This window comes from Dactylosporangium sp. NBC_01737, assembly GCF_035963215.1.
GTDB lineage: Bacteria > Actinomycetota > Actinomycetes > Mycobacteriales > Micromonosporaceae > Dactylosporangium.
In genome coordinates, this window is record NZ_CP109153.1 from 13,841,895 (window position 1) to 13,855,828 (window position 13,934).

10 protein-coding genes are annotated in these 13,934 nt (G+C 73.2%); 5 read left to right on the top strand and 5 right to left on the bottom strand.

What is annotated here, in order from left to right:
• The first annotated feature begins 51 nt into the window (after positions 1-51).
• Positions 52-1,041: a dihydroxyacetone kinase subunit DhaK gene (gene dhaK / locus OHA72_RS64015; RefSeq protein WP_327005720.1), complete on the top strand. Its 990-nt coding sequence runs from the start codon at positions 52-54 to the stop codon at positions 1,039-1,041.
• 1 nt (position 1,042) lies between these two features.
• Positions 1,043-1,660 carry a dihydroxyacetone kinase subunit DhaL gene (dhaL, locus tag OHA72_RS64020; protein WP_327005721.1) on the top strand — a complete coding sequence of 206 codons (618 nt, stop codon included), beginning with the start codon at positions 1,043-1,045 and terminating at the stop codon, positions 1,658-1,660.
• Here the strand turns inward: dhaL and OHA72_RS64025 are convergent.
• From OHA72_RS64025 to OHA72_RS64040, 4 genes are all read right to left on the bottom strand, one after another.
• The gene (locus tag OHA72_RS64025; RefSeq protein ID WP_327005722.1) at positions 1,657-2,799 is read right to left on the bottom strand and encodes an acyl-CoA dehydrogenase family protein; all 1,143 of its coding nucleotides are present in this window, start codon (positions 2,797-2,799) and stop codon (positions 1,657-1,659) included. The genes dhaL and OHA72_RS64025 overlap by 4 nt on opposite strands.
• 816 nt (positions 2,800-3,615) lie before the next feature.
• On the bottom strand, positions 3,616-4,422 hold the full coding sequence (locus OHA72_RS64030; RefSeq protein WP_327005723.1) for a hypothetical protein: 807 nt from the start codon (positions 4,420-4,422) through the stop codon (positions 3,616-3,618).
• A 5-nt stretch (positions 4,423-4,427) separates the two neighbouring features.
• The gene (locus OHA72_RS64035) at positions 4,428-5,210 is read right to left on the bottom strand and encodes a hypothetical protein (RefSeq protein WP_327005724.1); all 783 of its coding nucleotides are present in this window, start codon (positions 5,208-5,210) and stop codon (positions 4,428-4,430) included.
• Between the two features lie 190 nt (positions 5,211-5,400).
• A complete protein-coding gene (locus tag OHA72_RS64040; protein WP_327005725.1) occupies positions 5,401-6,723 on the bottom strand; it encodes an aminotransferase class I/II-fold pyridoxal phosphate-dependent enzyme in 1,323 nt (440 codons plus the stop codon).
• Between the two features lie 35 nt (positions 6,724-6,758).
• Here OHA72_RS64040 and OHA72_RS64045 point away from each other — a divergent pair, with 35 nt between their 5' ends.
• Both OHA72_RS64045 and leuE read left to right on the top strand, forming a co-directional pair.
• The gene (locus OHA72_RS64045; protein ID WP_327005726.1) at positions 6,759-7,991 is read left to right on the top strand and encodes a bifunctional pyridoxamine 5'-phosphate oxidase family protein/GNAT family N-acetyltransferase; all 1,233 of its coding nucleotides are present in this window, start codon (positions 6,759-6,761) and stop codon (positions 7,989-7,991) included.
• The gene (leuE, locus tag OHA72_RS64050; RefSeq protein WP_327005727.1) at positions 7,991-8,629 is read left to right on the top strand and encodes a leucine efflux protein LeuE; all 639 of its coding nucleotides are present in this window, start codon (positions 7,991-7,993) and stop codon (positions 8,627-8,629) included. The genes OHA72_RS64045 and leuE overlap by 1 nt, the downstream gene beginning before the upstream one ends.
• Positions 8,630-8,698: 69 nt before the next feature.
• Here the strand turns inward: leuE and OHA72_RS64055 are convergent, their stop codons facing one another.
• A complete protein-coding gene (locus tag OHA72_RS64055; RefSeq protein ID WP_327005728.1) occupies positions 8,699-9,103 on the bottom strand; it encodes a hypothetical protein in 405 nt (134 codons plus the stop codon).
• A gap of 129 nt (positions 9,104-9,232) precedes the next feature.
• On the opposite strand from OHA72_RS64055, the gene OHA72_RS64060 reads away from it, so the two are divergent.
• Entirely contained in the window at positions 9,233-13,927 is a 4,695-nt protein-coding gene (locus tag OHA72_RS64060; protein WP_327005729.1) for an ATP-dependent helicase, read from the top strand.
• The last annotated feature ends 7 nt before the right edge of the window (positions 13,928-13,934 follow it).

Sequence of the window (13,934 nt, forward strand, 5' to 3'; positions counted from 1 at the left end):
TGTGCCACGCGGGCAATGCTATGCACGACCGGTACCCGCAAAATGGCAGGCATGAAGAAGTTCATGAACGATCCGGACGACGTGGTCCGGGAAGCCCTCGCCGGGATGGCCGCCGCGCATCCCGACCTGCGGGTCGACCTCGACGAGCAGATCATCGTGCGGGCCGACGCGCCGCGCCCCGGCAAGGTGGGCATCGTCTCCGGCGGCGGCTCCGGGCACGAGCCGCTGCACGGCGGGTTCGTCGGGCTCGGCATGCTCGACGCGGCCTGTCCCGGCGAGATCTTCACCTCACCCGTCCCCGACCAGATCCTGGCCGCTACCAGGGCCGTGGACGGCGGCGCGGGGGTCGTGCACATCGTGAAGAACTACACGGGCGACGTCATGAACTTCGAGCTCGCCGCCGAGGACACCGAGTCGCAGGTGGAGAGCGTCCTCGTCGACGACGACGTCGCGGTCGACGGCTCCACGTGGACCGCCGGCCGCCGCGGCACCGGCGCGACCCTGCTGGTCGAGAAGATCGCCGGCGCGCTCGCCGAGGAGGGTGCCCCGCTCGCCGCGGTCGCCGCCGTCGCCAGGGACGTCAACGCGCGCTCCGCGTCGTTCGCGATCGCCCTCACCGCGGGCACGACCCCGGCCGCGGGCAAGCCCGGTTTCGACCTGCCCGAGGACGAGATCGAGGTCGGCGTCGGCATCCACGGCGAGCCCGGCCGCGCCCGCGAGAAGCTGCGACCCGCCCGCGACCTCGCCGCGCGCATTGTGGAGCCCGTCCTGGCCGCCAAGCCCATCGAGCCGGGAAGCCAGGTGATCGTGCTCGTCAACGGTCTCGGGGGTACGCCGCTGCTGGAGCTGTACATCATGTTCAACGACATCAGCCGCCTGCTGGCCGACGCCGGGGTGCAGATCGCCCGCAGCCTGGTCGGCAACTACGTCACCAGTCTCGACATGGCCGGGATCTCGCTCACCGTGTGCCGGGTCGACGAGGAGCTGCTGCGGCTGTGGGACGCGCCGGTCCGTACCGCCGGCCTGCGATGGGGCGTCTGACGTGGACGCCGCCCTGGCCCGCGCGTGGGTCTCCGCCGTCGCCGCCTCGGTCACGGCGCACGCCGCCGAGCTGACCGACCTCGACGCCGCCATCGGCGACGGTGACCACGGCGTCAACCTGCGCCGCGGGTTCGACGCCGCGGTCGCCGCCCTGGCCGGATTCGAGGCCGACACCGCGGGTGCCGTCCTGACCAGGACCGGCACGACCCTGGTGTCGAAGGTCGGCGGCGCGTCGGGGCCGCTGTACGGCAGCCTGTTCCGCGCCCTCGGCAAGGCCCTGCCCGCCGAGGTCGACGCGGCCGCCTTCGCGGACGGGTTGCGGGCCGGGCTGGACGCGATCGTGCGGCTCGGCAAAGCGGCGCCGGGCGACAAGACCATGGTCGACGCTCTCACGCCGGCCGTGGACGCCTACGCCGCCGCGGCACCGTCCGGGTTCGCGGCGGCCGCCGCCGCGGCGTCCGCGGCAGCCGCCGAAGGAGCCACCGCGACCACACCGCTGCAGGCCCGCAAGGGCCGCGCGTCCTACCTCGGCGAACGCAGCGCCGGTCACCAGGACCCGGGCGCCACGTCCACCGCGCTGATCTTCGCCGAGCTCGCTGGGGTCTACTCCGCCGCCTAGACGCCCAGGCTGCGGCCGATGATCTCCTTCATGATCTCGGTCGTGCCGCCGTAGATGGTCTGTACCCGGCTGTTCAGCCAGGCCTTGGCGACCGGGTACTCCATCATGAAGCCGTACCCGCCGTGCAGCTGGACGCAGCGGTCCGCCACCTTGTTCTGCAGTTCCGTGGTCCACCACTTCGCCTTGGCCGCGTCGGCGACGGACAGCCGCCCCGCGTTCTGCTCGACGATGCACTGGTTCAGGAACGTCCGGGCGATCGTCACCTCGGTGTCGAGCTCGGCGAGCACGAACCGGTTGTGCTGGAACGACCCGATCGGCTTGCCGAACGCCTGCCGCGTCTTGGCGTACTCCAGCGTGATCGCCAGGACGTGCTCGGCGGACGCGACGGCGGCCACCGCGATGCCGAGCCGCTCCCGCGGGAGGTTCGCCATCAGGTGGTAGAAGCCGGCGTTCTCCTGGCCGAGCAGGTGATCGGCGGGGATGCGGCAGTCGTCGAAGAACAGCTCGGCGGTGTCGTTGGCCTTGAGGCCCACCTTCTCCAGCCGGCGTCCCCGCGTGAAGCCCGGCGTGCCGCTCTCGACCACGAACAGGCTGATGCCGTGTGCGCCCAGCGACGCGTCCGTCTTCGCCACGACGATCACCAGGTCGGCCAGCTCACCGTTGGTGATGAACGTCTTCTGCCCGTTGAGCACCCACTCGTCACCGTCACGCACCGCGGAGGTCCGCACCCCGGCGAGGTCGCTGCCGGCACCCGGCTCGCTCATCGCGATGGCGGTCACGATGTCACCGGAGCAGAACCCCGGCAGCCACCGCTTGCGCTGCTCCTCGGTGGCCAGATCGGTCAGGTACGGCGCGACGACGTCGTTGTGCAGCCCGAACCCGAGCCCCGACGCACCCGCGGCGACGATCTCCTCCACGAGGACCGCGTTGAAGCGGAAGTCCTTCTGCCCGCCACCGCCGTGCTCCTCGTCGACGTCCATGCCGAGCAGCCCGGCCGCGCCCGCCTTGCGCCAGACCTCCCGGTCGACGATGCCCGCCTTGTCCCACTCGTCGTTGTACGGCACCGCCTCGCGGGCCAGGAACGCCTTGCACAGTTCCCGGAAGGCTTCGTGCTCGGCTTCGTACAGGTGCTGTTCCATGACGTGCAGTGTCATCCGTGAGACGCAGTCTCGCCTAGGCCCGCATCCCGCTCACGACCCTTATCGCGGAACCTTTGATCATGGGCTGGTCGACCGGAGTCGCCCCGGTGGCCGCCGTGGTCGATGGGTGGCGATGCAACCCCGACCGGGACATGCGCCGCCCGGCGCCTTGCCCGCCGCCACCAATGCAACCAGCCATAGCGCTGCCCAGCGCCCAACCGCTGCCCACTGCCCGCCCGGCGCCCAATGCCGGCCGACGCCAACCGCTGCGCAGCGCCCCAACCGCCGCGCAGTACCGAGCCGCAGCCTGGCACAACGGCCCTGCGCCAGCGCAACGGCCCGGAGCCGCGCCCGCCTGGCTCCCGTCCCCACCGGCCGACAAGACCGGCCGTAGAGCCCGGCTGGCAACTGTCCGTCATCGCCGACACCGCCAGTTGATCACCGAACCAGTCCCCTGACGGTGCCCCCGAGCCGAAGGCCCGAGCCAAGTCCTTCTCACCGGCGGCCTCTGCCCTGACCGGGCCACTTCCCCCGGCTGTCACACGACCGGCGCGGCTGCTCCCGGTCAGCCGCCTCCCCCGGCGACACCCGACGCCGCCCCACTCACCCGCAGCGAGGCAAACCAGCAGCGGACCGCCGACGACAAGGGCTGGCACAGCAGCACGAAGGCAGGAAAGGCCTCTCGGCAAGCCCGCAAGGCATGACAGTCACGCGCACGATGCGGACAACCGAGGCGACCTTTCCGCCAGCGTTCCTCCGACCGGACGGCAACCCAGTCAACCCGGGCCCGACCACCCGCCCGGGCCGGGCAGGCAGTCAGAGGCCGAGCATGCCGTACAGATGGTCGGGGAGCGGTTCGGCGTTGGCGGGGGCGGTGGTGCTGAGCGTGGTGCCGAAGTCGGAATACGTGGCGGTGACCGGGTTGTCGGGGATGTCGACCTTCATCGACACGAGCCGGTCCTGGTCGTCGACGGTCGCCTCGAACGGAATCCTCCTGGCGACCTCGCCGAGCTGGATCACCTGCGGGATGTTGACCGGCCCCCACGCGGTCACGCGGGTCATGTCGACGGTGCCGGTGTAGCCGCGGTTCTCCCGGCGCACGTCGTGGACGGCGGCGACCAGCGCCTGCACGCCCGTCGGGTCCTTGATGGCGCTGAGACCCAGCGACCCTGGTCGCGTGACGCGGGCGGGGTCGACGCGATACCAGGTCGTGCCGTCGAACCCGGGCATCGGCAGGCCGGTCAGCCGCGTATACGCGGTGCCACGCACGCCGACCGTGTCGATCTTCAGGGAGGCGCCGTCGGAGGAGACGCTGACCGTGGCGTCGAGCAGGTCGGCGACGGGGTCGATGCCACCGGTGTAGCTGCCCTCCTTGGCCACCACTTTGAACTTGTAGCCGCCGCTGCTCAACGCGTGCAGGCTCTTCGCCAGCTCGCTCTGCGACGGCGCCACCGATGGCCCGGTGGTCGGCTTCGGCGGGTCGCCCTTGCCGAACGAGCAGCCGGCCAGCGCGGCCGCGGTGACCAGGACGGAGGCCAGCGCCGCGACCAGCGCGGGGGCGGACCGGCGCGGGCTGCCGGGCACACGCCCCGGCCGGATCGGGATCAGCCGTCGTCGCAGCATCGCGGTCAGCCGTTGAGCAGGCCGTAGACGGCGGCCGGGGCGGCCAGGACATCGGCGGGCTTCGGCGCGGCGACGGTGACGGGCTGGCCGTGGCCGGTGTAGTCGACCGTGAGCGCCTGCTCGGCGACCGTGCCATAGGCCGGGACCGTGATCTTCAGGGAGACCAGGTGCTTGCCGTCGAGGGTCGCCGTGAACGGTGCGGCCTTGGCCTTCTCGCCGAGGGCCTGGATCACGGCGGCGTCGTCGATGCCGAGGTCGCCGCCGCCGGTGAGGTCATACGTGCCGGTGATCGTGGTCGGGGCGCTCTGCGTCGCGGTGACGACCCGGGCGACGAGGCCCTGGCTGACGGTGGGGTCCTTCGCCTCGATCAGCCCGATGATCGCATCCTTCTTGATCTTCGAGCGGTCCAGCTTGTACCACTTCTTGGCGTTGATGCCCGTCGTCGGGATGCTGGTCTTGAAGTAGTAGTCGGCGCCGAGCGCGATGCCCTCGATCGTGTACTTGACCCCGCCGGCGGCGACCCCGTCGACCTTCACCTGCTGCTTGCCCGCCGGGTCGATCGAGCCGGTGAAGGTGCCTTCGGGGATCTTCATCGCATAGCCATAGGTGCCCGAGTTGAGGTCCTTGACGGCCGCGGCGAGCACGTCCTTGGCGGACGGGGCGCTCGACGTGGCGCCCTTCGAGGAACCGCTGGTGGCCTTGTCGTCGCCACCCCCGCAGGCGGTGGTCAGTGCCAGTGCGATCGCCGCGACGACGATGCCGAACGTCCTGAACGTGCTGGTGCGCATGTCATTTCCTCCCTGATGACGCGCCCCGAAACGTGCGGGGGCCGGTCGCGGACCGTGCCCGGCCCTTCCTCCTCGCTGCTCAACCGCCGCTGGACGGTTTCGGGTGCGTCGATGAGCGCGGAAGCGGCCTGCGGCACATCCCGTGAATCGGTGTCACGCCGATGGACACTAGCCGCAGGGTCCGACAGTTTCACACCTGCCGACCGGAGGGGTCGGCGAGCCGGCGTGTCACGGCCGCGGCGACCCGGCCCGCGTCGCGCGGGTCCAGCAACGCCGTGGTGATGCGGATCGCAGGTGGCGTGAGCAGCCTGTACATGGAGCCGGGCGCAACGGCGATGCCGTCCTCCCGCAGCCCCGCGACCATGGACGTCTCGTCCGGGACCGGCAGCCACACATTGATCCCGCTCACACCATGGGCCGGCAGGCCGCCGAGCGCGGTGCGCAGCGCCTCCCGGCGGGTCGTATAGACGTCGCGGGCGCGTTCGACCGCCGCCGTGGCCTCCGGGTCCTGCCACAGCGCCACGACCAGGCGCTGCAGGACGGTCGAGACCCAGCCCACCCCGAGCCGCATGCGTCCCTCGATGCGTGCCACGGTCACGTCGTCGCCGACGACCGCTGCCACGCGCAGGTCCGGCCCGTACGGCTTGGACAGCGACCGCACATACGCCCACGAGCCGGTCGCGCCGACCAGCGGGTGCACCCGCTCGTGCGCGAGCTCGGCGGCGTGGTCGTCCTCGAGGACCAGCAGCTGCCCGTGCCCCATGAGCTGCCGTCGAAGGACAGCGGCCCGGCGACCGGAGATCACCGCTCCGGTGGGATTCTGCGCACGGGACGTCACGACGAGGCCGGCGACCCCGGCGCTCAGCGCCGCCCGCAGCCCCTCCTCGGTGGGCCCTTCGTCGTCGACCGGGACCGGCACCGGCGTGAGGCCGAGAGCGGCGACCAGGTCCAGGAGGTTGGCCCAGCCGGGGTCCTCGACCGCGACCTTGTCACCGGGCCGCAGATGCGCGACGAGCGCCCGCTCCAGCGCGTCGAGCGCGCCGCCGGCGACGGTGAGCCGCCCGGACGGGATGCCGTCGGCCGCGAACCGCTCGCCGGCCAGCTCCAGCAGCTCCGGCAGCGGGCCACCGCCGGCATAGCCCACTGGCGGCATGGCCGCCGCGAGCCGGATCAGGTGCGGCGCGTAGTGCGGCAGCAGGTCGTGGTCGGGGCCGCCGCTGGCCAGGTCGAGGGCGCCGGCGGGCACCGCGAGGGCGTGCCGCGTGCGCCTGGCCACGGGCGGTCGCGGCCGGACCCGGGTGCCACCGCGGCCGGCGGTCTCGACCAGCCCGCGCTCGCGCAGCGCACGGTATGCGGCCGCGACGGTGGCTGGGCTGACGCCGAGGTCGACGGCGAGGGCCCGCACGGACGGCAGGGGCGCGCCCGGGTCGAGCTCGCCGCTGCGGATGCCGCTCTCGACGCTGGCCGAAATCTGGGCTGCCGTGCCACCCGTCGGCTGATACTGTACTGCCACAGTTGAGAGATTGTACTAGAACAAATGAGGTTGCGGTGGACACATATCTCAAGACGGCACGGACGACACCCAAACGGCTGGGCGAGCGCGCGTCATATGACGCCGACCTGGTGCACTCCGTCCTCGACGAGGCCTATGTCTGCCACCTCGGGTTCGTCGTCGACGGCGAGCCGCGCGTGCTGCCGACGCTGCACGTGCGCGTCGGTGACGTGATCTACCTGCACGGCTCGACGGGCAGCCGTGCGCTGCTCGCGGCCCGCGACGGCGGCGTGCAGGTCTGCGTGACCGTGACGCTGCTCGACGGCCTGGTGCTGGCCCGCTCGCAGTTCCACCACAGCGCCAACTACCGCTCGGTCGTCGCGCACGGCACCGCCCGGCTGGTCACCGACGCCCAGGAGCGGGAGCGGGCGTTCGCGGCGCTGGTCGACAAGGTCGCCGCCGGCCGGTCCGCAGACAGCCGTCCGGGCAACGCCAAGGAGCTCGCCCAGACGGCGGTGCTGGCACTGCCGTTGCGAGAGGTGTCCGCCAAGATCCGCACGGGTGGCCCCATCGATGACGAGCAGGACCTGCCGTTGCCATATTGGGCGGGTGTGGTACCGCTCACGCTCGTCGCCGGTCCGGTCGAACCGGCGCCGGACGTGCTGGTGCCGGTCCCGGCGTATCTGCGACCCGCCGCGACCGGTTGGCAGGGCGCACCGACGCTGCGGGGACGGCACGTGGTGATCGAGCCGCTCGACCACGCGCACTCGGCGGGGCTGTTCGCCGCGCTCGACGACGCCGAGGTCTGGACGCATCTCACCGTGGCCCGGCCCGGTTCGGCCGCGGAGATGGCCACGATCGTCGCCGCGGCGATCAAGGACCCGACGCGCGTGCCCTTCGTACAACGGGATCCGGACAACGGACAGATCCTCGGCAGCACCTCCTACTACGCGATCGATGAGGCCCGCCGCTCGATCGCGATCGGGCACACCATGCTCGGCCGGCCGCACTGGCGCACCGCGATCAACACCGAGTCGAAGCTGCTGCTGATGGCGCACGCGTTCGACACGCTCGGCGCGATCCGGGTCGAGTGGCACACCGACATCCGCAACGAGCGCTCGCAGCGGGCGATCGCCCGGCTCGGCGCCGAGCGTGAGGGCGTGCTGCGCTCGCACCGGCAGCGCCCCGACGGCAGCTGGCGCGACACGGTCTGCTTCGCGATGCTCACCGGCGAGTGGCTCGCGGCGCGCGAGCGGCTGACCTCGGCGCTGGAAGCGGGGGCCCGCTGATGCTGGGCGTGACCAACCCGTGGACCTATGTGCTCGGCACGGCCGCGATCGTGCTGCTGCCCGGCCCCAACTCGCTGTATGTGCTGTCCGTCGCCGCCCGCCGGGGTGTGCGGGACGGGTATCGGGGCGCCGCCGGGGTCTGGCTCGGTGACGCGGTGCTGATGACGCTGTCGGCCGGTGGCGTGGCCTCGCTGCTGCACACCTATCCGTGGCTGTTCGTCCTGGTGAAATACGCGGGGGCCGGATATCTCGCCTACCTCGGTGTGCGTCTGGTGATCGACACGGTACGACGGCTGCGGGCCCCCGCCTCGGTGCCGCAGGCCGAGCCGCCCGCGGACCGGCCGTTCCGGCGCGCGCTGGTGATCAGCCTGCTCAACCCGAAGGCGATCCTGTTCTTCGTGTCGTTCTTCATCCAGTTCGTCGACCCGGACTACGCGTATCCGGCGGTGAGCTTCCTGCTGCTCGGGATCGTCGCCGAGGTGCTCAGCGCGATCTACCTGACGGTGCTGATCTTCGCCGGGCGGTATCTCGCGGAGCAGTTCCGCTCGCGGCGCAAGCTGGCCGCGGGGCTGAGCACCACGGTCGGCGGGCTGTTCCTGGCGTTCAGCGTGAAGCTGGCGACGGCCAGCCTGTCGTAGACGTAACGCATGGAGGGTCCCCCACTGGTTCATGGGGGACCCTCTTCGCTGCCCGGCCAGGCAAGTTCCTCAGTGCTCCACGATCAGGTCCGCCCTGCCCAGGTCGCGGAGCAGGTCGTTGACCACGCGGTCGTCGTCGCCCTGGCGGCGGCGTTCGACGGGCGCGCGGCCACCGGTCAGCAGCGCCAGCCGGGCGCCGCCGCCGGGGCGGGCCGGGCCGTCGCCGGTGACGCCGGTCGCGCCCCGGTAGACGAAGTAGTGCACGGCGGCCCGCACCCGGGCCCGGTCGACCGCGCTGGACCTCGCGGTGTCGGCGATCAGCTGGCGCAGCGCGGCGGCCATCCGCTCGGCGTGCCCGACGTCGACGGCGCCGCGACCGGTCCGCAGGGCGGCGAGATAGGCGTCCAGCTGGCGCAGCAGCACTTCCGATTCCTGGCGGATCGCCCGCTGGGCGATCGTGCGCTGTGCTGCCACCGGCTGCTCCTGTGATTGGGGATTGGCACACCTTAGCCAAACTCCCCCTTTCGTACAAATCGGACTAATCCGATCGGCGGGGTGCGCCGGTCGGGGAAAAGTGTCGTACCGCGGGGGCAGGATGGAGGCATGGATGAGCTGGGTCGGTTCGGGGCGGCGACGCGGGAGTGGTTCGGTGCGGCGTTCGCGGCGCCGACCGCCGCGCAGGCCGGCGCGTGGCGTGCGATCAGCGCCGGCCGGCACGCCCTCGTGGTCGCGCCGACCGGCTCCGGCAAGACCCTGGCCGCGTTCCTCTGGTCGCTCGACCAGCTCGCCGCCCGCCCGGGCGTGGAGGCCGCGAAGCGCTGCCGGGTGCTGTATGTCAGCCCCCTGAAGGCACTCGCGGTCGACGTCGAGCGCAACCTGCGGGCGCCGCTGGCCGGCATCAGGCAGGCATCCGCGCGGCTCGGGCTGGAGCCGCCGGACATCAGGGTCGGCATGCGCACCGGTGACACCCCGGCCGACGAGCGCAGGGCGTTCACCAAGACCCCGCCCGACATCCTGATCACCACGCCCGAGTCGCTCTATCTGCTGCTCACCTCGCAGGCCAGGGAGTCGCTGCGCAGCGTCGAGACGGTGATCGTCGACGAGGTGCACGCGGTCTGCGCGACCAAGCGCGGCGCGCACCTGGCGCTCTCCCTGGAGCGGCTCGACGCCCTGCTGGAGCGGCCGGCGCAGCGGATCGGGCTGTCCGCGACCGTCCGGCCGATCGACGAGACCGCCAGGTTCCTCGGCGGCGCCGCGCCCGTCGAGGTCGTGCAGCCGCCCAGCGCCAAGACCATCGAGGTCGAGGTGCAGGTGCCCGTCGAGGACATGACGGCCCTCGGCGAGAGCGACCCCTCGCAGGACGACGGCGCGCCCCGGACGGCATCGATCTGGCCCGCCGTGGAGGAGCGGGTGCTGGACCTGATCGAGGGCCACCGCTCCACGATCGTGTTCACCAACTCGCGGCGCGGCGCCGAGCGGCTCTGCGCCAGGATCAACGAGCTGTCCGCGGCCCGCGCCGGCATCCCCACGCCCGCCGCGCCGCGGACCCCGGCCGAGATGATGGCCCAGGCCGGCACCGCCAACGGCGCGGCGCCCGTCGTGGCCCGCGCCCACCACGGCAGCGTCTCCCGCGAGGAGCGCAAACACATCGAGGAGGCCCTCAAGTCGGGCCAGCTGCCGGCCGTCGTCGCCACCTCCAGCCTGGAGCTGGGCATCGACATGGGCTCCGTCGACCTCGTCGTGCAGATCGAGGCGCCGCCGAGCGTCGCCGCCGGCCTGCAGCGCGTCGGGCGCGCCGGGCACCAGGTCGGCGCCGTCTCCCGCGGGGTGGTGTTCCCGAAGCACCGTGGCGACCTGGTCTCGTGCGCCGTCGTCGCCGAGCGGATGGTCCAGGGCGGCATCGAGGAGCTGCGCTACCCGCGCAACCCGCTCGACGTCCTCGCCCAGCAGATCATCGCGATGGTCGCGATGGAGCCGTGGCAGGTCGACGAGCTGGCGGCGCTGGTGCGCCGCACCGCGGTCTTCGCCGACCTGCCCGAGTCGGCGCTGTTCGCGGTGCTCGACATGCTCGCCGGGCGCTATCCGTCGACCGCGTTCGCCGAGCTGCGCCCCCGCGTCGTGTGGGACCGCACCGACGGCGTGCTCACCGCCCGCCCCGGCGCGCAGCGCCTCGCCGTCACCAGCGGCGGCACCATCCCCGACCGTGGTCTCTTCGGCGTGTTCCTGGCCGGCGCCGAGAAGGCCGCACGCGTCGGCGAGCTCGACGAGGAGATGGTCTACGAGTCACGCGTCGGCGACGTGTTCCTGCTCGGCTCGACCTCGTGGCGCATCGAGGACATCACCCCCGACCGGGTGCTGGTCTCCCCCGCGCCGGGCGCCGCCGCGAAGATGCCGTTCTGGAAGGGTGACTCCCCCGGCCGCCCGGTCGAGCTGGGCCGGGCGATCGGCGCGCGGCTGCGCGGCTTCGTGAAGTCCGGCGACGAGGTCGCCCGCACGCAGCTGCGCGGCGGCGGGCTCGACGAGTGGGCCGCCGACAATCTCCTGGCCTATCTGCGTGAGCAGCGCGAGGCGACCCGCCATCTCCCCGACGACCGCACCGTGCTGGTCGAGCGGTTCCGCGACGAGCTGGGCGACTGGCGGATGACCGTCCACTGTGTCCTCGGCGCCCGGGTCAACGCGCCGTGGGCCCTCGCGATCGCCCGCCGGCTCAACGAGCGCTACGGCGTGGACGCCCAGGTCATGCCCAGCGACGACGGCATCGTCGTCCGCCTGCCCGACATCGCCGACGAGCCCCCCGGCGCGGACCTGGTCGCGTTCGACCCCGACGAGATCGCCGGGATCGTCGAGGAGACCGTCGGCACGTCGGCGATGTTCGCCGCCCGGTTCCGCGAGTGCGCCGCCCGCGCCCTGCTCCTGCCTCGCCGTGACCCGCGCCGCCGCCAGCCGCTGTGGCAGCAGCGCCAGCGCTCCGCGCAGCTGCTCGACGTCGCCCGGGACTACGCCGACTTCCCGATCACGCTCGAGGCCGCCCGCGAGTGCCTGCAGGACGTGTTCGACGTCGCCGGCCTCGTCGGCGTCATGCGCGACATCGCCGGCCGCAAGCTGCGCCTCGTCGAGGTCGAGACGCCACGGCCGTCGCCGTTCGCACGATCGTTGCTGTTCGGCTACGTCGGCGCGTTCCTCTACGAGGGCGACTCGCCCTTGGCGGAGCGCCGGGCGGCGGCGCTCGCCCTCGACCCGACGCTGCTGGCCGAGCTGCTCGGCCGGGTCGAGTTGCGCGAGCTGCTCGACCCCGAGGTCGTCACCGAGACCGAGCGGACCCTGCAGTGGCTCGGCGAGCAGCGCACCCCGCGCGACGCCGAGGACGTCGCCGAGATGCTCCGCGTCCTGGGCGACCTGTCCGACGCCGAGCTCACCGCCCGGGGCGCCGACCCCGCCTGGGCCGTCGAGCTCGCCGCCCAGCGCCGCGCCATCCAGGTCCGCGTCGCCGGCGAGCCCCGGTGGGTCGCGGTCGAGGACGCCGCCCGCTTCCGCGACGCCCTCGGCGTGGCCCTGCCCGTCGGTCTCCCCACCGCCTATCTCGAGCCGGTCGCGGACCCGCTCGGCGACCTCGTCACCCGCTATGGCCGCACGCACGCCCCGTTCAGCGCCGCGACCAGCGCGGCCCGCTTCGGCCTCGGCGTCTTCGTCCTCGAGCAGGCCCTGCGCCGCCTGCCGTCGATGGTGTCCGGCGAGTTCACGCCCGGCGGCGCCGGCAGCGAGTGGTGCGACGCGGAGATCCTGCGGCTGCTGCGCCGCCGGTCCCTGGCCGCGCTGCGCCGCGAGATCGAGCCCGTGCCGCCGCGGGCCCTGGCCCGGTTCCTGCCGCAGTGGCACCAGATCGGCGCGTCCCGGGCCCGGGGCATCGACGCCGTCGCCGCCGCCGTCGAGCAGCTGCAGGGCATCCCGATGCCGGCCTCCGCGCTGGAGCGGCTGATCCTGCCCGCCCGGGTCGCCGACTACACCCCGGCCTATCTCGACGAGCTGTGCGCCTCCGGCGACCTGTTCTGGTCCGGCGGCGGCGCCATCGGCGAGCATGACGGCTGGGTCAGCCTCGCCTTCGCCGACACCGCCCCGCTGCTCCTGCCGCCCCCGGCCGAGGTCGGCGGCCCGGTCCACGCCGCGATCCTCACCGCGCTCGCGGGCGGGCAGGCCCTGTTCCTGCGCACCTTGGCGGAGCGGGTCAACGACGTCCTCGCCTCGACCCCGCCGCCTCCACCCGTTTCCCCGCTGGAGGGCGCGGCGGACGAAGTCGTGCCGCCGCCCGCGCCGCTCGCCAGGTTGCGCCGGGCCAGGGCCGCGCCGGGTGAGGGGTCGATCAGCGGCACCCTGCGAGGGGTCGAGGCGTCGCTGCGCGCCGGCGTGCCCGGTTCGCCGGTGCCGGTCTTCGTGAGCGAGGCGGAGCTCATCGACGCCATCTGGGACCTGGTGTGGGCCGGGCTGCTGTCCAACGACACGCTCGGGCCGCTGCGGGCCAAGCTGAGCGGCGGCGGGGCACACCGGGCGAAGCCGGCGGCGCCGCGGTCGCGGTATCGGCGGGCCGGCGTCGCGGCGGCACGTGCGTCGCTCGCCGTGGGCCGGTCCGGTCCTCCGACGGGGGCCGGGCGCTGGCACCGGCTGCCGGATCGGGACCTCGACCCGACCCGCCGGGCGACCGCCAACGCCGAGCTGCTCCTGGACCGGCACGGGGTCGTCACGCGCGGGGCGGTCATGGCCGAGAACCTGCCGGGCGCGTTCGCCGGGGTCTATCCGGTGCTCGCCGCGATGGAGGAGCGGGGCGCGGCCCGGCGGGGATACTTCGTCGAGGGCCTGGGTGCGGCGCAGTTCGCGTTGCCGGGCGCGGTCGACCGGCTGCGCGGCGGCACCGACACCCGCGACGCGCTGGTGCTCGCCGCCACCGACCCCGCCAACCCCTACGGCGCCGCCCTGCCCTGGCCCGAGCGGGTCGTCGACGCCGGCGACGGCGAGCGGTCCGGCCACCGCCCGGGCCGCAAGGCGGGCGCCCTCGTCGTCACCGTCGGCGGCGACCTCGTCATCTACGTGGAGCGGGGCGGACGGACGCTGCTGTCCTACGTCGAGGACACCGACCTGCTCTCACTCGCCGCGAAGGCACTCGCCGACGCGGTCCACGGCGGCGCCCTCGGCGCCATGTCGGTCGAACGCGCCGACGGCGAGTCCATCCACGCCTCAGCCCTCGGCGACGCACTGTCCGCAGCAGGCTTCCGCACCACCCCGAAAGGGCTCCGGCTGCGGAGCTGAGCCACGG